25 protein-coding genes are annotated in these 23011 nt (G+C 56.2%); 13 read left to right on the top strand and 12 right to left on the bottom strand.

Annotation, left to right across the window (positions count from 1 at the left end):
- Positions 1 to 391: 391 nt before the first annotated feature.
- Positions 392 to 622, top strand: a complete 231-nt coding sequence (locus RLO07_RS03325) for an AbrB/MazE/SpoVT family DNA-binding domain-containing protein (protein WP_462290717.1) — start codon at positions 392 to 394, stop codon at positions 620 to 622.
- Positions 597 to 944: a type II toxin-antitoxin system PemK/MazF family toxin gene (locus tag RLO07_RS03320; RefSeq protein WP_462290716.1), complete on the top strand. Its 348-nt coding sequence runs from the start codon at positions 597 to 599 to the stop codon at positions 942 to 944. Before RLO07_RS03325 ends, RLO07_RS03320 begins: the two co-directional genes overlap by 26 nt.
- A 128-nt stretch (positions 945 to 1072) precedes the next feature.
- Here the strand turns inward: RLO07_RS03320 and RLO07_RS03315 are convergent, their stop codons facing one another.
- From RLO07_RS03315 to gmd, 3 genes are all read right to left on the bottom strand, one after another.
- Positions 1073 to 1435, bottom strand: a complete 363-nt coding sequence (locus RLO07_RS03315; RefSeq protein ID WP_462290715.1) for a hypothetical protein — start codon at positions 1433 to 1435, stop codon at positions 1073 to 1075.
- Positions 1436 to 1530: 95 nt separating this feature from the next.
- Complete coding sequence (gene fcl, locus RLO07_RS03310) at positions 1531 to 2496, bottom strand: GDP-L-fucose synthase (protein ID WP_462290714.1); 966 nt, start codon at positions 2494 to 2496, stop codon at positions 1531 to 1533.
- Complete coding sequence (gene gmd, locus RLO07_RS03305) at positions 2496 to 3617, bottom strand: GDP-mannose 4,6-dehydratase (RefSeq protein WP_462290713.1); 1122 nt, start codon at positions 3615 to 3617, stop codon at positions 2496 to 2498. The genes fcl and gmd overlap by 1 nt, the downstream gene beginning before the upstream one ends.
- 234 nt (positions 3618 to 3851) lie before the next feature.
- On the opposite strand from gmd, the gene RLO07_RS03300 reads away from it, so the two are divergent.
- The 7 genes from RLO07_RS03300 (at position 3852) to RLO07_RS03270 (ending at position 10857) form a co-directional block, all read left to right on the top strand.
- Positions 3852 to 5192, top strand: a complete 1341-nt coding sequence (locus tag RLO07_RS03300; protein ID WP_462290712.1) for a flippase — start codon at positions 3852 to 3854, stop codon at positions 5190 to 5192.
- 111 nt (positions 5193 to 5303) lie between these two features.
- The gene (locus tag RLO07_RS03295) at positions 5304 to 5990 is read left to right on the top strand and encodes an FkbM family methyltransferase (RefSeq protein WP_462290711.1); all 687 of its coding nucleotides are present in this window, start codon (positions 5304 to 5306) and stop codon (positions 5988 to 5990) included.
- The gene (locus tag RLO07_RS03290) at positions 5991 to 6746 is read left to right on the top strand and encodes an NAD-dependent epimerase/dehydratase family protein (protein WP_462290710.1); all 756 of its coding nucleotides are present in this window, start codon (positions 5991 to 5993) and stop codon (positions 6744 to 6746) included.
- Positions 6747 to 6954: 208 nt separating this feature from the next.
- The gene (locus RLO07_RS03285) at positions 6955 to 7968 is read left to right on the top strand and encodes a glycosyltransferase family 2 protein (protein ID WP_462290709.1); all 1014 of its coding nucleotides are present in this window, start codon (positions 6955 to 6957) and stop codon (positions 7966 to 7968) included.
- Between the two features lie 32 nt (positions 7969 to 8000).
- Positions 8001 to 8768, top strand: a complete 768-nt coding sequence (locus tag RLO07_RS03280) for a class I SAM-dependent methyltransferase (RefSeq protein WP_462290708.1) — start codon at positions 8001 to 8003, stop codon at positions 8766 to 8768.
- Positions 8769 to 8791: 23 nt separating this feature from the next.
- Complete coding sequence (locus RLO07_RS03275) at positions 8792 to 9898, top strand: glycosyltransferase family 4 protein (RefSeq protein ID WP_462290707.1); 1107 nt, start codon at positions 8792 to 8794, stop codon at positions 9896 to 9898.
- On the top strand, positions 9895 to 10857 hold the full coding sequence (locus RLO07_RS03270; protein ID WP_462290706.1) for a GDP-mannose 4,6-dehydratase: 963 nt from the start codon (positions 9895 to 9897) through the stop codon (positions 10855 to 10857). The genes RLO07_RS03275 and RLO07_RS03270 overlap by 4 nt, the downstream gene beginning before the upstream one ends.
- A gap of 125 nt (positions 10858 to 10982) precedes the next feature.
- Here RLO07_RS03270 and RLO07_RS03265 read toward each other — a convergent pair whose 3' ends face one another.
- A complete protein-coding gene (locus RLO07_RS03265) occupies positions 10983 to 11714 on the bottom strand; it encodes an FkbM family methyltransferase (RefSeq protein ID WP_462290705.1) in 732 nt (243 codons plus the stop codon).
- 108 nt (positions 11715 to 11822) lie between these two features.
- Between RLO07_RS03265 and RLO07_RS03260 the strand changes: the two genes are divergently transcribed.
- Positions 11823 to 12683 carry a glycosyltransferase gene (locus RLO07_RS03260; protein WP_462290704.1) on the top strand — a complete coding sequence of 287 codons (861 nt, stop codon included), beginning with the start codon at positions 11823 to 11825 and terminating at the stop codon, positions 12681 to 12683.
- Between the two features lie 80 nt (positions 12684 to 12763).
- Here the strand turns inward: RLO07_RS03260 and RLO07_RS03255 are convergent, their stop codons facing one another.
- From RLO07_RS03255 to dxs, 5 genes are read right to left on the bottom strand one after another with little or no spacing between them, the layout of a single operon-like run.
- Positions 12764 to 13555 (bottom strand): glycosyltransferase, encoded by a 792-nt coding sequence (locus tag RLO07_RS03255; RefSeq protein ID WP_462290703.1) that lies wholly within the window; start codon positions 13553 to 13555, stop codon positions 12764 to 12766.
- Complete coding sequence (locus RLO07_RS03250; protein ID WP_462290702.1) at positions 13545 to 14597, bottom strand: glycosyltransferase family 2 protein; 1053 nt, start codon at positions 14595 to 14597, stop codon at positions 13545 to 13547. Before RLO07_RS03250 ends, RLO07_RS03255 begins: the two co-directional genes overlap by 11 nt.
- Complete coding sequence (locus RLO07_RS03245; RefSeq protein ID WP_462290701.1) at positions 14567 to 15493, bottom strand: NAD-dependent epimerase/dehydratase family protein; 927 nt, start codon at positions 15491 to 15493, stop codon at positions 14567 to 14569. The genes RLO07_RS03250 and RLO07_RS03245 overlap by 31 nt, the downstream gene beginning before the upstream one ends.
- Positions 15486 to 16601 (bottom strand): glycosyltransferase family 4 protein, encoded by a 1116-nt coding sequence (locus tag RLO07_RS03240; RefSeq protein WP_462290700.1) that lies wholly within the window; start codon positions 16599 to 16601, stop codon positions 15486 to 15488. The genes RLO07_RS03245 and RLO07_RS03240 overlap by 8 nt, the downstream gene beginning before the upstream one ends.
- Positions 16602 to 16645: 44 nt before the next feature.
- Positions 16646 to 18592, bottom strand: coding sequence for a 1-deoxy-D-xylulose-5-phosphate synthase (dxs, locus tag RLO07_RS03235; RefSeq protein WP_462290699.1), 1947 nt, complete (start codon positions 18590 to 18592; stop codon positions 16646 to 16648).
- A gap of 192 nt (positions 18593 to 18784) precedes the next feature.
- On the opposite strand from dxs, the gene RLO07_RS03230 reads away from it, so the two are divergent.
- The gene (locus RLO07_RS03230; protein WP_462290698.1) at positions 18785 to 19708 is read left to right on the top strand and encodes an Rpn family recombination-promoting nuclease/putative transposase; all 924 of its coding nucleotides are present in this window, start codon (positions 18785 to 18787) and stop codon (positions 19706 to 19708) included.
- Between the two features lie 194 nt (positions 19709 to 19902).
- Positions 19903 to 20181 (top strand): hypothetical protein, encoded by a 279-nt coding sequence (locus tag RLO07_RS03225; RefSeq protein WP_462290697.1) that lies wholly within the window; start codon positions 19903 to 19905, stop codon positions 20179 to 20181.
- Positions 20182 to 20304: 123 nt separating this feature from the next.
- Here the strand turns inward: RLO07_RS03225 and RLO07_RS03220 are convergent, their stop codons facing one another.
- From RLO07_RS03220 to RLO07_RS03210, 3 genes are all read right to left on the bottom strand, one after another.
- Positions 20305 to 20556: a hypothetical protein gene (locus RLO07_RS03220; RefSeq protein ID WP_462290696.1), complete on the bottom strand. Its 252-nt coding sequence runs from the start codon at positions 20554 to 20556 to the stop codon at positions 20305 to 20307.
- A complete protein-coding gene (locus RLO07_RS03215) occupies positions 20553 to 20771 on the bottom strand; it encodes a hypothetical protein (protein ID WP_462290695.1) in 219 nt (72 codons plus the stop codon). The genes RLO07_RS03220 and RLO07_RS03215 overlap by 4 nt, the downstream gene beginning before the upstream one ends.
- A gap of 139 nt (positions 20772 to 20910) precedes the next feature.
- A complete protein-coding gene (locus RLO07_RS03210) occupies positions 20911 to 21630 on the bottom strand; it encodes an SGNH/GDSL hydrolase family protein (protein ID WP_462290694.1) in 720 nt (239 codons plus the stop codon).
- Between the two features lie 154 nt (positions 21631 to 21784).
- On the opposite strand from RLO07_RS03210, the gene RLO07_RS03205 reads away from it, so the two are divergent.
- A complete protein-coding gene (locus RLO07_RS03205) occupies positions 21785 to 23011 on the top strand; it encodes a GGDEF domain-containing protein (RefSeq protein ID WP_462290693.1) in 1227 nt (408 codons plus the stop codon).

Below are 23011 nucleotides of genomic sequence, written 5' to 3'. Positions count from 1 at the left end.
GGTGCGGGAATTATTATTGGTGTATGGCCGGGCCGCGGGCTGTCGGCCACCCCCGGCATCAGTCGCCTGGGGAAGGTATAGTGTGGATCGTGTTAAGCTATGCGTCAAATATGGTAATAAAAAAACGCAAAACGTGATAAATCCTGGCTTGTATGAGCTGGCATCGGCAGCAGTCTTCCACCAGGCCGGCTCCGGGTGGCGGATCAACGATGGCAGGGCTTGCTTGAGGGTAGGTGCCCGCTATTCCCGGGACGATTCAGCGCGTGAACTCTTCGTTTTCTATCGTGGCGAGGATACCTCAGCGCGCGATGCGCAGGCGGCAGATTGCGTAGAGGTTGCCCCGGACGCTAGGTAATACTAGTATTACCATGATGTCTACGAGGCATGGCTCATGAAAACCGAAACCAGCAAGCTGACCTCCAAGTACCAGGCCACTATCCCCGAGACCGTGCGCAAGGCCATCGGCCTGCAGGCGGGTGATCGCATTGCCTTCGACATAGATGACGGTGTGATCCGGCTGCGCAAGGCCGTGCCCCTGGACCTGGAATACAGCCGCGCCCTCGAGGGTACCCTGAGCGAGTGGAATACCGCGGAGGATGAAGAGGCCTACCGTGACCTGTGAGGCGTTCGACGTGGTGGTGGTGCCGTTTCCGTTCACCGACCGGTTGACGAGCAAGCGACGCCCGGCGCTGGTGCTCTCCACCGCGAGCTTCAACACTGCCTCAGGTCACGCGGTGATGGCGATGATCACCAGCGCCCGCCATTCCAGCTGGCCGCTGGACGTTGCTATCCAGACCCTGCAAAGCGCCGGGCTGCCGGCAGCCTCCTGTGTGCGGATGAAGCTCTTTACCCTGGACTTGCGCCTGGTAATCAGAAAAGCGGGGACGTTGCACGAAGATGACGTAAAGCGGGTGCGGGAGGCGCTGGTGCAGCTGTTGCGGTAGCGCAAACCGAGTCAGGAGGCTGATCTCGGCATTGGGGGCGCGTTATATACTTTTGGCTATTTTTGAGGTGTCACATATAACCGAAAAACGTCTCCGCGGAGATCTCGTCTCCTCGTAGCTGGATCGGATCAGCCAGCAACCACCGACTGCACCAGCGGGATAACCACCGCAAGTGTGATGACGGTCAGCAGCGCCGTCTGCGCAGCCTGGCTTTTTTCCAGGCCAGCAAAGCGACTTTCGACGCGGTCAAAGCGGGTATCCACTTGCTGAAACCGTTGATCCATTTGCTGAAATCTTTTATCCACCTGCTGAAACCGTTGATCAACATGCCCCATATGCAGGTCAAAGTGCTCCCTGGTCACCAGCGATTCAACCTGTTGCGAAACCATAAGCGTCATGCCCCTGGCGATGGCCTCCGCCTGCTGGCGGGAGAGCCCCGTGGACTCAAGATCACGGGAGTAGGTTAGCACATCGAATACGGGTTGCGGCATGGTCTGTCACTTTCGCCGGAATCACCTTGACGGCCCCATTATGCAGCGCGAGTCTGGTCACGCAACCATCAGATGTGGCCATCTCGGGCAGATGCTCAGCAGCGGGCATCATCTACATGCTGCAGGAACCACGCGTACGTTTCCCGCAATCCTTCTTCCAGGCCGACCCTGGCCTCCCAGCCCAGGGTGGCCAGCTTCGACACATCCAGCAGCTTGCGCGGCACGCCATCGGGCTTGCTGCTGTCGAACACCAGGCGGCCGTCAAAGCCGGTAACGCGGGCGATGATCTCCGCCAGTTCACGAATGCTGCAGTCCACCCCGGTGCCGACGTTGATGTGGCTCAGCATCTGCTGGGTGTGCTCCCGATACACCGCCTCCGGGAGGTCCATCACATGCACACAGGCGGCGGCCATGTCGTCCACGTGCAGAAACTCCCGCATCGGTGTTCCGCTGCCCCAGATCACCACCTGCTCCGCGCCGGTCTGCGCCGCCTCGTGGAAGCGGCGCAGCAGGGCAGGTATGACATGGCTGTTCTCCGGGTGAAAGTTGTCACCGGGGCCGTACAGGTTCGTCGGCATGACCGAGCGGTAGTCGCGGCCATGCTGGCGATTGTAGCTTTCGCACAGCTTGATGCCGGCAATCTTGGCGACGGCATAGGGCTCATTGCTGGGCTCCAGCACGCCGGTGAGCAGGGCGTCTTCGCGCATCGGCTGGGCGGCCATTCTCGGGTAGATGCAGGATGACCCCAGGAACAACAGTTTCTGCACACCGGCCTGATGTGCGGCATGAATGACGTTGGCCTGGATCAGCAGGTTGTCGTAGAGGAAATCGGCGGGATAACTGCCGTTGGCGTGGATGCCGCCGACTTTCGCAGCGGCCAGGTACACCTGGTCAATGGTCTGGTCCGCAAAAAAGGTCTCCACCTCGGCCTGGCGGGTGAGGTCCAGCTTCGCGTGGGAGGCGGTAACCAGGGTGTAGTCAGGACGGCCCTGCAGCTGCCGGCACAGGGCGGAACCCACCATGCCGGTATGCCCGGCCACATAGATGTGCGTGGTCGCCATCAGTTCTCTACCGTGACCGGGGAGTCGTGTCCATGCTGCCGCAGGAAGGCATGCCGCTGCGCTTCCTTGAGGTCTTCTGCCACCATTTCCGCACACATCTGCTGCGCGGTGATCTCGGGTTCCCAGCCCAGCACTTCCCGCGCCCGGGTGGCGTCACCCTTGAGACTGGCAACCTCCGCCGGGCGGAAGTAGCGCTCATCCACGCGCACAATGGCATCGCCAATCGACAGGGCCGGAGCTTTGTCGCCCTCGATTCCCTCCACAATCCCCACTTCATCCAGCCCCCGGCCCTCAAAGCGCAGCTGCAGACCCAGCTCGGCGGCACTCCAGCGGACGAAGTCGCGCACGGAATACTGTTTGCCGGTGGCAATCACGAAGTCCTCGGCGTGGTCCTGCTGGAGCATTAGCCACTGCATGCGCACGTAGTCCCGCGCGTGGCCCCAGTCGCGGAGCGAGTCCATATTGCCCATGTACAGGCAGCTCTCCAGCCCCTGGGCGATATTGGCGAGACCGCGGGTGATCTTGCGGGTGACGAAAGTCTCCCCGCGGCGGGGGGACTCGTGGTTGAACAGGATTCCGTTGCAGGCGTACATGCCGTAGGCTTCGCGGTAGTTCACCGTGATCCAGTAGGCGTAGAGCTTGGCGACGGCATAGGGCGAGCGGGGATAAAAGGGCGTAGTCTCGCGCTGGGGGGTCTCCCGGACCAGGCCGTAAAGCTCGGACGTCGACGCCTGGTAGAAGCGCGTCTTGCGCTCCAGCCCCAGCAGCCGAACGGCCTCAAGGATGCGCAAGGTGCCCATGGCGTCCACATCCGCGGTGTACTCAGCCGACTCAAAGCTGACCGCCACATGGCTCTGAGCGCCCAGGTTGTAGATTTCATCCGGCTGCACCTGCTGGATGATGCGGGTAAGACTCGAGGAATCCGTCAGGTCACCGTAATGGAGGATGAAGCGCTGGTTGTCGACGTGAGGATCCTGGTAGATATGATCCACCCGCTGGGTATTGAACAGCGAGGCCCGGCGCTTGATGCCATGGACCTCGTAGCCCTTGTCCAGCAGGTATTCGGCCAGGTAGGAGCCGTCCTGGCCGGTGACGCCGGTGATGAGTGCTTTGCGGTGCATAGGTAGCTCTATATTGGGCCTGACTCAGTCTCCATCCTACACGGGCTCCGGCAGATGGCGAAATAGTGGAAAAAGCAAGAATGCCGCCACCAAGCGTGGGGTCCCGAAAATAGTGTGTGATAGACTCCGAGCAAGCTGGGCGGCACTAAATGCGCGAATCCTGATTCGGTCAAACGGGAGGACAGCAACTTGCAGAGTGGCAAAGCAGATGAATCCGGCGCTGTCTAACTATCAATGAACCTTATCCCCCGTGTGATTCAACGCCGTATCGCGCATCGGCCGAACCTGATCAAGATAGTCGATAATATCGGCTGGCTGTTCTTCGACAAGATCCTGCGCATGGGCGTCGGCCTGTTTATCGGCGTGTGGATCGCACGCTATCTTGGCCCGGAGCAATTCGGCCTGCTGAGCTTCGCGCTGGCCTTCACCGGTCTCTTTGGCGCGATTGCCACCTTAGGCCTGCAGGACATTGTGGTCCGTGACATCGTTCGGGACCCGGAGAGCGCCAGACTCACTCTCGGTACTGCAGCGTTGCTGCAACTCATGGGTGGCTTCGTGTCCTTCCTGCTGATCTTTGGCGTCATTGCTTACCTGCGCCCGGATGACAGTCTGGCGCGCAGCATCGTCGCTATCCTGGGGTCGATGATGCTGTTCAAGGCCAGCGAGATCGCGGTGTACTGGTTTGAGTCGCAGGTGAAGTCCAAGTATGTCGTCTGGGTGCATAACTGTGTTTCTCTCACGTTTGCCGCGATCAAGGTGGTGTTAATCCTGAAGCAGTCGGCTCTCGTCGCATTCGTGTGGGTCATGCTCGCCGAGGCAGTGGTGGTTTCACTGGTTCTGCTGGTTGTCCTGGGATTGCGCGGTCCCGCGCTTACGAGTCTTAGAACGAGTGCGGTGCGTGCAAAAAGCTTGTTGAACGACAGTTGGCCCCTGATTCTGTCAGCGCTAGCGATCATGATCTACATGAAAATTGATCAAATCATGCTCGGGCAGATGGTTGGCGATGAAGCGGTGGGTATCTATAGCGCGGCGGTGCGTCTCAGTGAGGTATGGTATTTTATCCCGATGGCGGTTGTTACGTCGGTTTTTCCAGCCATTCTTGAAGCGAAGAAGCGCAGCGAAGCCGAGTATTACGCGCGTTTGCAAAAGCTGTATGATCTCATGGTTCTTGTTAGTGTAGCCGTTGCTTTGCCTATGACCTTTTTGGCAACGCCACTCGTTGGTCTACTATTTGGGGAAGCCTATGTGGCCGCGGGAACTACTTTGGCGATACACATTTGGGCTGCAGTTTTCGTTTTTCTCGGCGTTGCAAGTGGGAAGTGGTTCTTGGCAGAAAATCGGCAGATACTGAGTTTGCAAAGAACTTCCTTAGGGGCTATTGCGAATGTTGGCCTAAACTTTCTATTGATCCCGCATTACGGGGTCGTTGGAGCGGCAATTGCTACAGTTGTATCGCAAGCAATTGCCGCCTGGCTGTTTGATCCAATGCAGGCGGTTACCCGTCCAATGTTTTTTATGAAGCTTGCCTCCATGAACCCCTTGCGAATTTCAACCTTGCTGTCATTCAGAGGTTAGAGAAGTATGCTGGAAATGATTTGTCACGCCTACGCTATCCTTTTTGGTCGGAGGGTATTCTCGAGATTCAACCGGCTACTATTCAGGCTATCTCTAAATGGCTTGGGTGTCATGAATTATAAAACCTCTAAAGTTAGTGGTGAGCGCTCATTCTTGAGAAACTATCTCCTAGGTAAAAATGGAGTTTTGATTGACGTGGGGGCAAATGGAGGCCAGTACAGCAAGGAAGCGTTGGAATTCAATCCGGCTCTACGTATATATGCTATAGAGCCCCATCCAGTCACTTTTAAGCTACTGTCTGAGAATTTGCATGGAGAGAATGTAGTAAAGATCAACAAAGGATTGTCTGGCCAGCGCGGGACGTTAAAGCTCTACGACTACAAAGATCGGGACGGTTCAGCTCATGCATCATTATTTAGAGATGTGATTACAGAGATTCATGGAGCCGGTACAGCAGTGGACCACGATGTTGAGTTGGTGACTCTTGATGAGATTGTTTTTGAAAACGATATTAATGAAGTTTCCCTACTAAAAATAGATACAGAAGGAAATGAATTGGAGGTGCTTAGGGGTGGAGAAAACACGTTAACCACAGGAAAAATAAAAGCCATTCATTTTGAATTTAATGAAATGAACGTCTCTTCGAGGGTTTTCTTCAGGGATTTCTGGAAGATGCTTGCGAATTACAAGTTGTACCGAATGCTACCAAACGATCTGCTTGAGATAAAAAGCTACCATCCTTTGGAGTGTGAGATTTTCGCCTATCAGAACATCATAGCAATTCTTGAAGAAAAGTAAGTGAGAAACCACCATTCACACTTACGCATTCTCATCGCGGGCCGTGCAGGCTTCCTAGGCTCGCATTTGTGCGAGCGCCTGTTTGATGAAGGTCACGACATTGTTTGTTTTGACAAATTTTTGACCGACACCAAGGAAAGCGTCGCTCATCTCCTCGGTAGTCCGAACTTTGAGCTTATACGCCATGATGTCACCTCCCCGCTGTATGTCGAAGTCGACGAGATCTATAATCTGGCCTGCCCCGCCTCGCCGGTTAATTACCAATACGACCCGGTGAAGACTACCAAGGCCAGCGGACGTGGTGGGATCAACATGCTGGGGCTGGCAAAGCGTACCAAAGCAAAAATCGTCCAGGCTTCAATCAGTGAAGTTTATGGCGATCCTGAACTCCATCCTCAGACGGAATCCTATGTTGGGCATGTGAAACCAACTGGCCGTCCTTCCTGCTACGATGAGGGCAAGCGCTGCGCTGAGACACTGTTTTTTGGCTATAGACGTCAGCATCGCATGGATATCAAGGTTGCGTGCATGTTCAACATCCATGGTCCGCCCATGCATCCAAACGATGGCGGCGTGGTATCCAAATTCATGGTGCGGGTGCTGAGAAACGAGCCAAACGCTATCTTGGGTGACGGCACACAGACGCGCTCGTTCTGTTACGTGGCCGACCTGATTGACGGGGTAGTGGGACTGATGCGCATGCCGTCTGATATTACGGGTCCAATTAACCTCGGTAACCCGGAAAATGCACAATGACTGATCTGGACCAAGCGGTTTGGCATCTGCTGGGCTCGAGTTCTGAGATGATCAATATGCCGCTACAGGAGGATGACCCTAGGCAACGTAGATCCGACATCGCACTGGCGTGCGTGGCAATGGAATGGGAGCCTAGCGTGGCGCTCAAACGTGGGCTAAATTCAACGATAGCCTATTCGGATTGCCTACGTACGGAGCGTGTCAAAACATGCTGAAGGGGTCGGTGTCGGTCGAGCCTGCAACAGGCCTAGGCAGAAGCTCAGACGAGCTATCCTCTCAGCTCGAAACTGCGGTTCTGTTCCTTGTCTTTAATCGTCCGCATACGACCTCTGATGTATTTGAAGCTATCCGCAAGGCGCGGCCGACGCGTCTATACATTGCTGGCGATGGCCCACGCGGAAATGTTCGGGGTGAGAGGGAGCGAGTAGCGATTGTGCGTGAGATAGCCACTGCCGTGAATTGGCCCTGCGAAATCTGTACCTTATTTCGGGAAAGCAATGTTGGGTGCAAATATGCAGTTAGCGACGCTATCACCTGGTTTTTTGAACATGAGGAGCGCGGCATTATTCTTGAGGATGACTGTCTGCCGAGCGCCGATTTCTTCTCATTTTGTGAAGCACTCTTAGAGCGTTATGAGGCGGATGAACGTGTATGGGTGATCACGGGAGATAACTTTCAGAATGGTTTTCAGCATGGTGATGCTTCCTACTACTTTTCGAGATTTAACCATTGCTGGGGATGGGCGACATGGCGTCGTGCTTGGCAAAAAGCTGATATGGATATGAAGTTCTGGCCGACTTGGAAACGAAATTCTGCGTGGGCAGAGTTCTGGGTGGATTCGGTGATGCGAAATTACTGGGAAAAAATCTTTGACCGAATGTATCGGAAGGAGATTGATACTTGGGATTATGCTTGGACTGCGAGCGTTTGGTATCACGGCGGGTTAACTGCAACGCCGAACTCCAATTTGGTAAGCAATATCGGTTTCGGTTCCGATTCAACTCACACCAAGTTGACAGGCAGCGCGTTCGCTGGCATGGCAACGGGTACTGTCGGCGACCTTCGGCATCCGAAAGCGATTATGCTGTGCGCGGAGGCGGATAAGTTTGTCTTCGACAACCATTTCGGTGGTAAATCTTACCGGTTCCCGCGTTCGCTATTACACGCACCGATGCGCGCCTCGGGTTGGCTTATCCGGAAATTGAAGCGGTCTGTTATCTGATGTTACCGGTAGAGGAGAAATGTCGGGTTTGTTTGAGTGAATTTGATGGCCCAATATTTCATGGTCAAATCAAGAATAGAAGTGTCGGCTACTTCGAATGTCGCTTGTGTGGATACGTGCAGACGGAGCAGCCAACTTGGCTAGATGAGGCTTACGCATCTCCGGTAAATATCAGTGATACGGGGATCATCGCACGGAACCAAGCTAACATCTCTCTCGTTCTTGCAACGCTCGTGTTGTTGGGCCAGAAGCATGGAAAAGTAGTGGATTACGCGGGTGGCTTCGGATTTCTTGTAAGAATGCTACGAGACATTGGCGTCGACGCATATTGGACTGACCCTTACACCGACAACTTGGTAGCTCGAGGCTTTGAGTATCGCGACGGTAATGCGGAACTTGTGATGGCATTCGAGGCATTCGAACACTTTGTGGACCCATTGGCGGAAGTGGAAAGTTTGCTAGCGATTGCCCCCAACCTTCTTTTCACTACCGATTTGATACCTACGCCAACGCCCCTGCCTTCGGATTGGTGGTATTACGGCCTGGATCATGGGCAGCACATTGGCTTCTTTCGACATCAGACTCTTCAACACATAGCCGGAAAGTATGGTAAATTCCTCTTAACCGACGGTACTTCAACACATTTATTGCTAGACCAGAAAGCTTCCATTTCTAGGTGGCTGTTGATTCGTAAGATCGCAAGAGTCAGCCCCGCACTTCTTGCTCTAGGATTATGTTCAAAGACGTGGGACGATCACCTGTTTTTGTCCTGTGCAGCTCAAGATAATGAGTCTGACTAACCTCTCCAGAGGACAATGTGCTCATGAAAGTTGCCTTTGACTATCAAGTTTTCGCAACGCAGAGATTCGGAGGTATATCTCGTTATTTTTTTGAGCTGGCAAAGAATATCCCTCTGGTAGAAAATTCAAACTGTACGGTAAGAGTCATATCACCACTTTATGTATGTGAGTACTTAAAGACTGGAATTCAAGAATTACCAGTACTCGGCATGTACATGCCGCAGATTCCGTACACTCGTAAGTTGGTTCGCGGCGTAAATACCGCTTTATCTCCCAAGATGCTGAAAAATTTCTCTCCTCATATAATTCATGAAACATATTATTCGGTAAACCAATCGCGGCCCCTCAATGCCAAGCGAGTTGTCACCGTATATGACATGATTCACGAACTTTTTCCCGAGCAATTTGATTATCATGACAAGACTAGTGAGGCAAAAAAGCATGCTATATCCCGCGCCGACCATGTTGTTTGCATTTCTAATAATACGCGTAGCGACTTACTTCGAATTCATGATGTCGATCCACAGAAAACCTCTGTTGTGCACTTAGGCTTTTCATTGTCGGGAGGAAATCTAAAATCTTCTATTGGTGGTAGGAAGCCATATTTGCTTTACGTTGGATCTAGAGGTGGTTATAAGAATTTTTGCCGCTTTATCGAGGCCTATGGGCAGTCACCCATGCTAAAGCTGAATTTTGACGTAGTAGCTTTTGGTGGAGGGGGCTTTACCATGTGTGAAAAATCTATATTTCAAGAACTTAGGATATCGGGAAGCAAGATAACGCAGGTGAGTGGAGATGATGCTTTACTCGAGAGTTATTATAAGGATGCTGCTTTGTTTGTCTTCCCTTCTCTGTATGAGGGTTTTGGCATTCCTCCGCTTGAAGCCATGAGCTACGGCTGCCCTGTTGCATGCAGTAACACCAGCTCGATTCCGGAGGTGGTAGGAGACGCTGCTGTTTTGTTTGACCCGAATTCTACAGAGTCAATCATGAGTTCACTTGAAGCCGTGCTTCTTGACTCTGACTTTAAAGAAGCAATGATAAAAAGGGGGTTTGATCGCATCCAGAGATTTTCTTGGAGAAAATGCGCAGAGGGAACACTTGGAGTCTATGAGCAGGTCTTGCAATGAGGGCTCTAATTTGTGGTGTTGGAGGCCAAGACGGGGCTTATCTTGCTCGGTGCCTCTTGAGCAAAGAGTATGATGTGTTTGGAACATCCCGAGATGCCCTGGGATCCAAGTTCCAAAACCTTGAGGAGTTGGGGATAGCGCAAGAAGTAAATCTGCTGTCAATGGATGTGACTGATTTTCGAAGTGTTCTTTATTCTGTCGAAAAGGTGATGCCAAATGAAATCTATAATCTCGCGGGTCAAACTTCCGTAGGGTTGTCTTATGAGCAACCCGTTGAAGCTATGGAAAGTATTGGTATGGGAGCGCTTAATCTTTTAGAAGTAGTGCGATTCGTAGACCCCTCTATTCGTTATTACAATGCTAGTTCAAGCGATTGTTTTGGTGACATCGGAGGAATAGCTGCCAACGAAAAAACGCCATTTAGTCCTCGAAGTCCATATGGTGTTGCCAAGGCAAGCGCCCATTTTATGGTCCAGAATTATCGTGAAGCCTATGGTCTCTTTACCTGCTCCGGTATCTTATTTAACCACGAATCCCCCTTGCGCCCTAAGCGGTTTGTGACACAGAAAATTGTATCCGCTGCCGCGAGGATTCATGCAGGGGGTGATGAGAGGTTAGAGCTTGGGAGGTTATCCATTGAGAGAGACTGGGGATGGGCTCCGGATTATGTGGATGCGATGTGGCGTATGCTACAGCAAGAACAACCAGAGGACTTTGTAGTGGCAACTGGAAAATCTATAACTTTAGAGAAATTTGTCGAAAAGGTGTTTGCGTTTTTTGCAATGGATTGGAGGGATCATGTCGACATTAGTGAAGCTCTGTTCAGGCCGTCTGACATTGCAACAAGTCGAGGTGACCCTTCAAAAGCGATGAGAGCATTGAATTGGGCGCCCACTCGCGATGTCGATGGCGTTATTGAGTCAATGTGCATGGCTGCGAAGAAGCGCTTTGGAAGCTAATATTGAGTGCTATAACAAGACCCTGAGTACGACCTTTTCACGAGCTCAGGGAGTCGCATGTCGCATCATAGGCAGTAATGATCCGAAAATTTGAAGATAAAATTCCATGATTATACTGGAACCTTCTAGTTCGTTCGATAGTGGTTGTTCTTGAAAATAGGGCTTTCAGATCTCATAAAAAGTAAATCAAACTGCCAGAGAACCCCATCGAAAGGGCGCAGCATTGGGTCCGCAAGATCCATCGGTCTAAACCCTAGGTCCTCTAAGGCTACGCACATCTGTGGAAATCTTAGGCTGCTGCTTGTGATGTTGAAGTTATAGCATTCCATTATAATCGCATCCGTTAGGCGCAGAGTCTCTACTGCTCCTTCGAGAATTTTTTCTTCAAACCCATGTGTGTCAAATTTGAGAATAAAGGGGCCTGCGAGACTTCTCTCCGAAACCAACTGGTCGATAGTCTTGCTCGGCACTTGCCGACCTGAAGTGCTATGACAATCGACAGTGCTACCATCAAGATCTTCAGAAACATTGATGCTGGCGAATTCCTCCCCCACAGGGCCAGCCACACAGAGTGCGTACTCAAATTTTTGGCACTTGGAGCTGAGCACCTGAAGTAGGTGTTCATGTTCAATTAGAGGTTCCACAGCTAGAAAATTCGCTTTCGGGAACTCCCTCATCGCGGATTTGCTCCATATACCATTGGAAGCTCCAATATCGATGACAGTCTTTACATTTGGAAGATGCTCGGAGAGCCGTCCCAGAGCTCCAGTCATTCGAAAGGCATCATCGCTCTTGAGGATGAGCTTCAGGCCGATCATGCCAAGCATATAGTTTACTAATCTGGCCAAGAGTTTCATTGCATCCGATGCCCCGCAGAGGTAACGTTTTGGTGGATTGCTGGATGGGTGAGTGTCAGTGTATACATTCGCGCTTCCCCTGGTCGATAGGTGCCACTAGAGATTACTATGAAATTCTGCATTGTCACTCCCTGTCTCAACGCCGAGCGGTACATCGAGCGCACAATGCGTTCTGTCGTCACGCAGACAGCACTTTTGACAAGCACTGGCAACAGTTTTCTCGAATATATAATATGCGATGGAGGGTCGATAGATGCCACTTTAGCCATCGCCAATCAAATAATTCATGACAGTTCGACTACTGAAGATAGGGTTTCGATACGCATATATTCCGAGTCGGATTCGGGGATGTATGATGCTATATCCAAAGGGTTTGGGTACGCTGGGGAGGCAGATGTCTATGCGTACATAAACGCTGGCGATGTTTATTCCTCACATGCATTTGAGATACTTGAACAGGTTTTTGCGATTGATGGCGTTGATTTCATTACTGGATTCGATGTTGTTTATAATGAATACGGTCACATGGTTTCCTGCCGGCTACCTTATGGTTATGACCGCAGCCTCGTCGATGCGGGAATATATGGTAGATTTCTTCCTCATATTCAACAAGAATCGACTTTTTGGACACAGTCTTTACATCAAAAGGTTGATTTCGATAAATTCAGACAGTTCAAGTTGGCTGGCGACGCCTATCTTTGGAGTACGTTCATTCGGCATGCGAAGCTATACGTTGTATCAGCATGGCTGGCAGGGTTTACTATTCATGCCGGCCAGTTGAGTCAGAATAGAGCCGACGACTACAGGCTAGAACATCTCTCATTATGTCGCCGATTAAACCCGTGGGATTTCGTATTGGCGGGACGGGCGCTTATAGTGAATTATCTTCCTGATGCCATCAAGAAGTCATTGGCTCCATACTTGATAATTTATGATCATTCTGTGAGAAGGTATAGGATAAGGGGTTAGGGTAGGGTGTAGTACCTAACCCCGATCGCAGCCAGTAACAAGGTGTGTAACTCTTTCTGCCGATTATGGGGAAATTGATTTCAAGTATTCCTGATAATGCCGGGAGTTTTCTTCTTTCGTCTTGAGAGTAAATGAAAAGCTCGAGTGGTTGTTGGAACAACGAAACAGACAAGTTTCATCCAATATCCGTGGGATTCGTAGAATAAATTCGCTTTTTCTTTTTCAAATTGTACATCTTCGTATGTTGAGCTTAGTCCCCCGTTGTCGTTGTAAAGCGCAACATCCAGATCTACATGCTGGAACGGTATGCTCGCAAAAAAGCGAATATTGCTAGCCCAGTCGGACTTAACTGGATAATCAAGCGAGTAGGGATCCTCCCTGAGAATATGGCTAGGGAAGAACATGCTTTGATGACAGATGTTCCGGAAGGCCAGCTTGACCGTTGAGAAGTTGCCATCATATCGCTTGTCGCTGCTTGCAAATCGCACATTGGCATAATAGATATGGTTGGTATTCGTCAATTGGCCCAACATCACTTTGAAATCGGGAAGCAAACGGTCATCCGAACCAAGAAAATATATCCAGTCTGTGTCTGCTCTTGTGATGGCATTATTCATTGCATCATAGACGCCCTTGTCACGCTCCGATACCAAGGTGATACCCTTGGCATTGATGTTCTCCGCATATTCTCTAGTGCCGTCAGTAGATTGGCCATCTTGAATCACGACGAAAACAGCCTTTCCGATTAGCTCGCCAAGTACATTTTGGACACTCTCCAGGCATGCTGGAAGTTCTTCTATCGAATTAAAGGTGGGGACTACGATAGTCAGCGTAGAGTCCCAAGCCGCAGCGATGTCTGGGTTATTTTTCAAGTGAAGGCCAACCGTACTGCCACAGCATGGCCATCTTCCTAGGGGCAAATGTGAATGCCTGGAAGTACTGTGATGTTGTGGTTGAGTTCATCCCCTGGGTGAAATTTCGGCTGTCCTTGAGCATTTTCTTGTTGTGCCACAAGGATGTGAGTGCGTTGGCATAAATTTCGCGAAAGACTCGGCTGTCTGTCCTAGTCAAGCTCAGGAGAAAACCTTCAACAAGTAGCAGTAGAATATGCGTTGCAAGAATTGGCCACATCAATAGGCTCGGTGTCATTATGAACAGCACGTGGGTCTTGTTGCGTTCGCTCAGCCGCCTGCGACGATAGCTGGAAGAGACTTTGCTTCCGATCACCCTGTTGCCGCCAAAACTATGCCCCTGCCTGTGTCGGTACCCGCTTTCGCAGGTTACTTCCACAGGCCCGCCACCAAGACGAACCGCACAACAAAGATAAAGATCTTCCCCGATAGATTCAAACCACTCCGGAAACCCGCCCAGACGCTCCCACAGTTCTCTCTCAATCCAAAGGCACGCCCCAATCACCATCGCCACGTCCCGGCGCTCCGGGTCCAGATTGGGTACGGGGTTGTAGAATGGGTCCAGCAGGCAGCCCCGGTCCACCAACTCGCCGCTTTCCCAATCGTACTGCGGCAGGGTGAGAACGCCTGGCGGATCCTGCTGTGCTGCCGCTGTCGCCAGGGTGGTCAGGGCATCGGTGAACAACGCGGCATCGTTGTTGAGTAACAACAGGTATTTGCCTCGCGCACGGGCCACCATCCGGTTGTTTGCCACGCAAAACCCTGCGTTCTCCTCGCTGACGAGGAGTTCCACTTGGGGATAACGTTTCCGCAGAAACGCCACTGAATCATCCGGAGACGCATCGTCATGCACGATGATCTCCACGTCGAAAGCACAGTCCTGCGCCAGTACGGAATCCAGGCAGGCCGCGATCAGCTCGGGGCCCTTGTAGTGGGCGATGCAGACGGAGACAAGCGGCGCCTCTGGCCGACTCAGAGCGGGGTAGTGTTCAACCACAGCCATGTCCGCTTGAGTCCCTCTGCGAGTGGCACTACCGGCTGCCAGCCCAGTGCCTGGTGTGCGCAGTCCGCAGTGATGGTGACCCGGCTGGCATCTACCGCCCGGCTTTCCACATGCTTGCGCTGCAATTTGTTCCCGCTGACCTGCTCGGCCAGGGAGAACAGCTGGTTGAGACTTGCGCTCTCGCCGCTGGCACCATTGAGTGTACGCACGTCTCCTGCCGGTGGCTGCTCCAGCGCGGCCAGCGTGAGGCTAACGAGGTCGTCGATATAGAGGTAGTCGCGCACAGCGGAGCCGTTTCCCCATACGGTCAGCGTTGCACCCCGCCTGATGCAACCCAGGGCGCTGGGTACAATGCCGAACCCCGTTCTTTCCTCTTGGCCCGGGCCGTAGACGTTTGACGGCCTGATGATCGTAGCACTGCCGCCAAACTGTCGCGCCCAGGCGCCAATGAAGTGCTCCGCGGCGACCTTGGCGGCGCCGTGGTAGGACCGCGGTCGCGGCAGGTCGGCTTCGCGGGAGGCTACCGCGGTCCGCTCGTCGTAGAGTGCCCCGGCAGATGAAAAGTACACCAGGGGAGTGCTCGGCTGTGCCTGCAGTGCTTCCAGTGTGGCCACCAGTGGTACCAGGTTGCCGCCCAGCTCCGCCGACGGCTTGCCGGCGGTGCTGCCGGGCGTGCTTGCTGCGGCCAAATACACCACGGCATCCACACTGTCCAGCAGGGTGGTCAGCTCGGAGGGGTCATGGCAATCGCTGGCGATGTGTTCTTCACCCGCCGGGTTCGGGTAATGTCCGCTGCGCGAAACAGCCCTGACCTCGGTTCCCTGGCTGATGAGCGCCCGGCACAGCGCCCGGCCGATGAAGCCACCGGCGCCGATGACCAGCACGCGCTCAATCACGGTCGCCCCCCAGCAGCGCGTTGTACAGTGCCAGATAGCGTCCGGCGCAGTCGTCCCAGGTGCCCACCTCCTGCAGTACCCAGGCACGTGCATTGCCGCCGTACTGCAGGTTGGTGGCTGGGTCCTCTAGCGTCTGCAGGGCGCTGCTGTAGCCCGCCGGATCGCTGCATAGCGCCCCGGTGGTGCCCTGTTGCACCAGGCTTGCATGGGCTGGCATGTCCGAGGCGACAATGGGCAAGCCCGCCGCCATGGCTTCCAGCATGACCTGCGGCCGGCCCTCCGCGTGCCGGCTCAGGGTGACAAGACCATGTGCCTGCGGGAACCAGTGGCTGGCCAATTGCTCGGGAGTGGCTGGACCGTGGTAGTGAACCCAATCCGGCAAGGCGATCTGTTCCTGCATCGGGCCCAGCAGGTGTAGCTGCCTGGCCTGTCCCTTGAACAGCGGTTCTGACCACTCCAGCAGCGGTCCCAGCTTGTCGCGGGTCAGGCGGGTGACCGCGAGCCAGACAGGCTGTTCCGCACTTGGCTGGCGCTGCACAGCGTACCAGACAGGATCGATACCAAAGACTACCGGCTGAATACGGGCGACATCGCCGAAGGCAGCCTGCAAGGGCCCCTGCATCCACTCGGCATTGGGGCAGATGGTGACGGCACGCTTGCGCATCACTCGCCGCAGCAGGCGCTTCACCAGAGGGAGTTTGAGGAGCTTCAGGTCGGTGCCGAGTACGGTAATCAGCGCGGGCTTGCCGTTCGCGGGTAGCGGCAGGGCTGTTTGCAACCAGTTCAGGTGGTACAGGTCGGTAGCGTTTTCACGGCGGTAGAGGGAGCGCAGCATGAGCAGGAGCTGCCAGGGCTTGCCCAGTGCGGCGGGGCGGCCGCTGCGCATCAGGTGGGCGATGCCCCCGTCTGCCATCAGACTCGCCAGCATGGCTTGCTCCTCGGTGTTGGCCGCATAGCGCACGTTTGCCGGCAGTATCCCCGGTGGCGCCCAGACGGACAATTGCAGGGCTTGCTTCCGTGCCAGGGCATGTACCAGATGATGGATGAATACCCCGCGCCAGTCTTGTTTGTCCGCCGGGTAGGAGGTGGCGACGCAGAGTACGTTCATTATGTGTGCGTCGAGAGCCCGGGGTTCTGTTTCGAGAGCGCCACTCAGCCCATCACCGGCACAGCACTCTGCTTCAGCCCTTGGCCCACCAGATCTCCCGCAGCCAGCCGCTCCCGCACACTCCTGGCAATCCCCTCCCCATCCAGCCCCAGCAACGCCATCTGTTCCTCTTGGCTCGCATGCTCGATAAAGCTGTCCGGCAGCCCCAGATGCAGGCAGGGCGTGTCGATGTGGTGCCGGGCCAGCAGTTCGTGCACGCCGCTGCCGGCGCCACCGGCCACGGCGTTGTCTTCCACGGTCACCAGCAATTCGCAGTTCGCGGCCAGGGCCAGGATCAGTTCTTCATCCAGCGGCTTCACCCAGCGCATGTCGACCACGGTGGCGTCCAGGGTTTCGCCAGCCTGCAGCGCGGCGGCCAGGACGGTGCCAAAGGCGAGTATGGCAACCTGCCGGCCCTCGCGCACGGTGATCGCCTTGCCAATCTCCATGGCGGTCATTTCATGGGCGATCACGGCGCCCGGGCCTTTGCCGCGGGGATAGCGGATGGCCGCGGGGCCCGGGTAGTCATAGGCGGTGTAGAGCATCTGCCGGCATTCGTTTTCGTCCGAGGGCGCGCCGATCACCATGTTGGGGATGCAGCGCATGAAGCTCAGGTCGAAGGCGCCGTGGTGGGTGGGACCGTCCTGGCCGACCAGGCCGGCGCGGTCGATGGCAAAGGTGACGTCCAGGTTCTGGATGGCCACGTCGTGTACCAGCTGGTCGTAGCCGCGCTGCAGGAAGGTGGAGTAGATCGCTACTACCGGCTTGAGGCCGTCGCAGGCCATGCCGGCGGCCAGGGTAACGGCGTGCTGTTCGGCAATCGCCACGTCGTAGTAGCGTTCGGGGAAGCGTCCGGCGAACTCCACCATGCCGGAGCCTTCGCACATGGCGGGGGTGATGCCGACCAGGCGCTGGTCTTTCTCCGCCAGGTCGCACAGCCAGCGGCCGAATACATCCTGGTATTTGAGCTTCTTCGGGCTGGGGGAGGGCGCTGCCAGGCTGGGCTGTGGGCCCTTGGGTACGGCCTCGATCTTGTTGATGGCGTGGTAGCCCACCGGGTCGGCTTCCGCAGGCGCAAAGCCCTTGCCCTTCATGGTGCGGATGTGCAGGAACTGGGGGCCCTCCAGGTCCTTCATGTTCTCCAGGGTCTGCAGCAATTGCGGCAGGTCATGGCCGTCCAGGGGCCCGATGTAGTGCCAGCCCAGCTCCTCGAACAGGGTGCCGGGGGCGACCATGCCCTTCATGTGTTCTTCCGCTCGCTTGGCCAGGTCCCAGGCCGGGCGTATGCGCTTGAGCATCTTCTTCGAGCCCTCGCGCATGGCGATGTAGGTCTTGCTGGCCCAGAGCTTGGCGAAGTAGGTCGCCAGGCCGCCGGTGTTGTGGCCGATGGACATCTGGTTGTCGTTGAGGATGCAGAGCATGTTGGGGCGCACGTGGCCAGCGTGGGCCAGCGCTTCGATGGCCATGCCACCGGTGATGGCACCGTCGCCGATCACCGCAACCACCTTGCGCTGGATGCCCTGCTGCTGCGCCGCCAGCGCCATGCCCATGGCGGCAGAGATGCTGGTGGAGGAATGGCCGACGCCGAAGGTGTCGTAGTCGCTCTCGCTGCGCTTGGGAAAGCCGGACAGGCCGCCGGCCTGGCGGATGCTGTGCATCTGCTGCATGCGGCCTGTCAGGATCTTGTGCGGGTAGGTTTGGTGGCCGACGTCCCAGACTATGCGATCGTGGGGCGTGTTGTAGATGGTGTGCAGGGCGATGGTCAGCTCCACCACGCCGAGCCCGGCGCCAAAATGCCCGCCGCTCTGGCCCACGGTATACAGCAGGAAGGCACGCATTTCCTCGCCCAGGCGCAGAAGCTCCTCTTCATCGAGCTCGCGCAGGAGCCTGCCCTGGTCGATTGCGCTCAGCAGGGGCGTGTGCGGCAGTGTTGCGGGGATTTTGCTCAGCATTGCGGAATTCTAGCGCATTGGCGCGGTGATGTGAGCAAAATTTGCGGGTTTCGCGGAAACGTGTTTGGCCTCGCGGCCTGTGCTCCGGGGGCTTTTTTCATCAGATGAAGCCATATGCTTGTTTGACGGGGTGCCGTGTTGCAGAGTGATTGTTACAGGGATGGGGCTGTATCGGTTGCCAGGGAGGGCGGCGTGGTGGCACTGCTGGACCCGAAAAACGACTACGTGTTCAAGCGCCTGTTCGCCGGTGAACCGGAACTGACGCTGGCGTTGATCAACGACCTGCGTCCGGATTTGCCGCGGGTGACCTCGGTGGAGATCCTGAACCCGGCGATCGAAGCGAGCGAGCTCAGCGGTAAAGGTATTGTCCTGGATGTGCGCGCCCGCTGCATAGACGGCCACCAGTACAACATCGAGATGCAGGTGCAGCGGCAGCTCGACTGGGGCGCCCGCAGCCTGTTTTACCTGGCGCGCCTGCTGTCACGGCAGCTCGGTGCCGGGGAGGAGTACCGGTCGGTGGCTAGCGCTATCGGCATTCACCTGCTGGATTTCGACCTTTTTACAGAGAACAGGGCGGAGCGAGGGCAGGCTCTGTGGCGTTTTGAGATGCGCGATGCCACCCAGCCTGACGTAACATTGGGAAGCGAGCTACAATTGACGGTGGTTGAGCTCAAGAAAGCAGACCGGCTGGGGCAACTTCAGGGCCCGGCGAGTGACTGGATCCGCTTTTTCGAACATTGGCGGGAGGAAAACGTGATGGGCGATGTGACGCACGAACCGGTAAAGAAGGCGATGGGCAGCATCCGCCAGCTGAGTGCCGACGAGGAAGCCCAGCGCTTGGCTGAGGCCCGTGAGTGGGGCCGCATCAACTGGAACCTGAGTATCGGTGCTGCGCGTCGAGAGGGGGTGAAGCAAGGTTTGGAGCAAGGTCTGGAGCAGGGGCGAATGGAGGCCTTGCGCAGTGCCCTGGCCCAGTTGCTCGAACAGCGTTTCGGCCCCTTGCCTGACTGGGCGGCGGATCAGCTGGCGGCCGTAACTGCCGATCAGCTTGCCACCTGGACCGGGAGCTTACTCTCGGCCGGGAACCTGGAGGAACTGTTCGGGCGCCCGGACTGAAGGCGTTTCCGCAGAGTCGTTTTACAGTTATAAGAATCGCCAGATATTGCGTCAAGGAGGTATAAGTCACGCCAGACTCTCAAGATCTGTCTCGGTTGTAACCTCTGTTACATCAAATTCAGCCATTTGTCTGGCAGACTTGCTGTCACGCGCCATAGTTAATGGGCATCAGGAAGTAACCGCTACTGGCTGCCATGGAGGGCGCCACGGCTAGGCTGCTGGACCCGAAGAACGACTATGTGTTCAAGCGGCTGTTTGCCGGAGATCCGGAATTGACGCTGGCGTTGATAAACGACTTGCGCCCGGATTTGCCGAGGGTAATTTCGGTGGAGATCCTGAACCCGGCGATCGATGTCAGCGAGGAGTACCGGTCGGTGGCCAGGGCCATCGGCATCCACTTGCTGGTCACCGCCTGGACTGGCGGCTTGCTGTCGTGCGGGAGTGTAGATCAACTGTTCGGGCGCCCGGGCTAAAAGCGTTTCTGCGGAGTCGTTTTTTGGTTATGAACGGCTCCGCGTGGAGAGCAATAAGGGTATAAGGCGCGCTGCTTGACCCGCAGTCTGGCAGCGCCCGCTATAGGCGGCCTTCGACCTCGCTCACAAGGCTTCGGCCAATTCGTACCAAAGAGGGTACGAATGCAGCGCCCTGTCTTCAATATATTCATGAACCATCTGGTTGCGTAGCTTGCGAAAAGTCATCCACTCATCAGCCGAGTCCAGCCAGCCAAGCTTTTCAGCTTTTGGAAACAGCCGGTCAGTGGTAGTCACCAGGTGGTCAATCTCTTTTCGGGTGATACGGCAGAGGAAGTGCAGTTTTTCCTCAAAGTCAGCATCAATACCAGCAGTCACAGCGACACTCCGGTGCGCTCTGCCACGTTGTGGATTGGCAGCCTGGCCAACCCTTCTGACTGCAGAATGACATCGACTTTACGGCCATCCATCAGGCGGCTGAGCTGCGCGGCAAGGCGCGCGGTCTTGAGCGCCGGGTCTGTTACAGGGCCAGATGCCTTGATCATCACATCAATATCGCCCCCCTCGCGCGTCATCATCTGTGCGGGATCCAAACACAATCACCCCAACGTCATCGCCGAACGCGGCAATGGATGCGGTTTTGATGGCCTGCTGTTGCGCTTGAGTCAGTCTCATGGGAGAAGTATGCCGGATCGACTGGGTCGGTGTCATTGTCGAGAGGCCCTGTGCCGCTTACTGCGCCTGCCCGGGTGCCAGCGCGTCCTGGAGCAGCAGCCCCAACCGGGCATAGCCTTGGTCATTTAAATGCAGCCCGCCGGGCCGGAAATAGCGTCCGCTGGGGGTGCCGTCCAGGTCCTGCAGCAGCGGGTTGGGGTCCAGCAGCGTCACGCGGGGCCGCTCGCTGGCCCAGGCCTGCAGGCTCTGCTTGGCCTCGTCGATGGTGGCGAAATCCTGCGGGTAAAATGGTGATTTGACTGGCACAAATACTACCAGTCGCCCATTTTCCCGCAGCCGCGCGTCCTCGGCTTCCAGGGCCCCGATCGCGGCTACCAGCGCAGGTGCATCCTTCTGGTCGCGCAGGTGGAATTCGCTGTTGCCCGGCAGCAGCACCACGGTGGCTGGGCGGTAGAAGCCGATCAGGCGGTCGTAGTAGTGGGCAATGTCCTCGACGATGGCGCTGCCCAGGCCGCGCATCAGTACCGGTTGCGGCGCCAGCAATTCCGGCAGCCCCTGCCAGAGCTTGACCCGGCGGCCGCCGACCACCAGCACCGGCTGGTCTGGCAGCGTTGCCCGTTGGTCGGCGCGGGTGTAGGCCTGCATCTCACCCTGCCAGGCAGCGGGAGAGTCCTGCAGGGTCTGGAGGGTGTCCCGGGCGACGAGCCAGGCAAAGTGGCCGATCGGGATCAGCAGCAGGGCCAGGCAGACGTTGCGGATGGCTTTCCAGGAATACACGGTGGGCTCCGTTGGCAGTGCCGGAAGTGTGTGCCAATCCCGCGAGAGTGGCAATTCCGGTGCCCGCGGGAGTGTGCGCTGGTTCGCAACCTGACGCCAGCGGCGGCCCGGGGTGTGACGGGGCTCGCAGGCGGGCCAAGCCGGATTGGCGCCGGTGCTCGCCTGGGCGCAGTATGCGGCCATGATTTATCAGCGTCACATTCCCGACCATGAGCTGTTCGCATCGCAGCTGGAAATGGTGATGCAGAACGGCCGCATCGCGAGCATCGCCGCCAATCTGATGGGAGTGGTGGCGGCGCTGCTGTTGTTCTGGCAGTTCGTGCCATTCACCTGGCTGCTGCTGTGGGCCTCCTGTGTACTGATTCTGCTGCTGGCGCGGTCACTCTTCATGAGCAATGCCCTGGTGGAGCGCCACTACCAGCGCAATCCCGCACGGGTGTACTGGGGGCTGCTGCTGGGCGCCATCCTGACCGGGCTGGTATGGTCCTCTGCCTTTGTCGTGATGGCGCCGCGGGTGCCGGGCGAGCTGCAGCAGGTGTTCCTGCTGATCATCCTGATGACTACGCTGCTTTCGGTGGGTGCGACCCTGGCCCTGCGCGAGTATTTCCTGGCCCAGCTTTTTGCCGCGCTCTGGCCGATTGGCTGGTGGTGCCTGGTGCACTACTGGGAGGGGCCCTTCAACCTGCTGATTGGCTTCGTGACCCTGGGCATCTGTGCGCTGATGCTGGTGGTCAGCCACCGGGTACACTCCTCCATTCGCAACCTGATCTCGGCCAACTGGCAGCGCGAGACCATGTCCCGGGAACTTGCCGACCTCACCAACAGCCTGCGCGACCGCAACCGCCAGCTGCGGGATGCCCGCCGCCAGCTTACGGATCTTGCCAATGTCGATGAGCTGACCGGGCTCGGTAACCGGCGACTGGTGAACCGGGTGCTGCAGGAGGAGATCAATCGCGCCCGCCGCAACGGCGGCAGGCTGGCGGTTATTCTGCTGGATGTGGACCACTTCAAGCCCTACAACGACAGCTACGGCCACATCGCCGGCGACAAGGTGCTGCAGCAACTGGCGGATGTCATGCAGCGGGCGGTGACCCGCGCCGGCGAAGTGGTGGCGCGCTATGGCGGTGAGGAATTTATCCTGATCCTGCCCGGCGCCAATGAGGAGGTGGCCCGCCGTACCGCCGAGCGTCTGCGGCAGCTGGTCATCGAAGAACATATCCCCCACGGTGAGTCGCCGGTGGCGCCCCATGTCACCGTGAGCCAGGGCCTGGTGTCACTGGCCCCCAGCGGCCAGCTGATTCCCGGCGACCTGGTGCGCATGGCCGACCAGGCCCTGTACCGGGCCAAGGACCAGGGGCGGAATGCCATTGTCGTGGCATGA

The organism is Haliea sp. (assembly GCF_040221975.1).
Classification (GTDB): Bacteria; Pseudomonadota; Gammaproteobacteria; order Pseudomonadales; family Halieaceae; genus Haliea.
The sequence above is the reverse complement of the archived record's forward strand: the minus strand, read 5'-3'. Positions and strand labels throughout refer to the sequence as shown.

Excerpts from the sequence above, each read along its gene's own strand:
- RLO07_RS03325 (WP_462290717.1), top strand. The coding sequence starts at position 392 with ATGAAAACCGAAACCAGCAAGCTGACCTCCAAGTACCAGGCCACTATC.
- RLO07_RS03320 (WP_462290716.1), top strand. The coding sequence starts at position 597 with ATGAAGAGGCCTACCGTGACCTGTGAGGCGTTCGACGTGGTGGTGGTG.
- RLO07_RS03315 (WP_462290715.1), bottom strand. The coding sequence starts at position 1,435 with ATGCCGCAACCCGTATTCGATGTGCTAACCTACTCCCGTGATCTTGAG.
- fcl (WP_462290714.1), bottom strand. The coding sequence starts at position 2,496 with ATGGCGACCACGCACATCTATGTGGCCGGGCATACCGGCATGGTGGGT.
- gmd (WP_462290713.1), bottom strand. The coding sequence starts at position 3,617 with ATGCACCGCAAAGCACTCATCACCGGCGTCACCGGCCAGGACGGCTCC.
- RLO07_RS03300 (WP_462290712.1), top strand. The coding sequence starts at position 3,852 with ATGAACCTTATCCCCCGTGTGATTCAACGCCGTATCGCGCATCGGCCG.
- RLO07_RS03295 (WP_462290711.1), top strand. The coding sequence starts at position 5,304 with ATGAATTATAAAACCTCTAAAGTTAGTGGTGAGCGCTCATTCTTGAGA.
- RLO07_RS03285 (WP_462290709.1), top strand. The coding sequence starts at position 6,955 with ATGCTGAAGGGGTCGGTGTCGGTCGAGCCTGCAACAGGCCTAGGCAGA.
- RLO07_RS03275 (WP_462290707.1), top strand. The coding sequence starts at position 8,792 with ATGAAAGTTGCCTTTGACTATCAAGTTTTCGCAACGCAGAGATTCGGA.
- RLO07_RS03270 (WP_462290706.1), top strand. The coding sequence starts at position 9,895 with ATGAGGGCTCTAATTTGTGGTGTTGGAGGCCAAGACGGGGCTTATCTT.
- RLO07_RS03265 (WP_462290705.1), bottom strand. The coding sequence starts at position 11,714 with ATGAAACTCTTGGCCAGATTAGTAAACTATATGCTTGGCATGATCGGC.
- RLO07_RS03260 (WP_462290704.1), top strand. The coding sequence starts at position 11,823 with ATGAAATTCTGCATTGTCACTCCCTGTCTCAACGCCGAGCGGTACATC.
- RLO07_RS03250 (WP_462290702.1), bottom strand. The coding sequence starts at position 14,597 with ATGGCTGTGGTTGAACACTACCCCGCTCTGAGTCGGCCAGAGGCGCCG.
- RLO07_RS03240 (WP_462290700.1), bottom strand. The coding sequence starts at position 16,601 with ATGAACGTACTCTGCGTCGCCACCTCCTACCCGGCGGACAAACAAGAC.
- dxs (WP_462290699.1), bottom strand. The coding sequence starts at position 18,592 with ATGCTGAGCAAAATCCCCGCAACACTGCCGCACACGCCCCTGCTGAGC.
- RLO07_RS03225 (WP_462290697.1), top strand. The coding sequence starts at position 19,903 with ATGGAGGGCGCCACGGCTAGGCTGCTGGACCCGAAGAACGACTATGTG.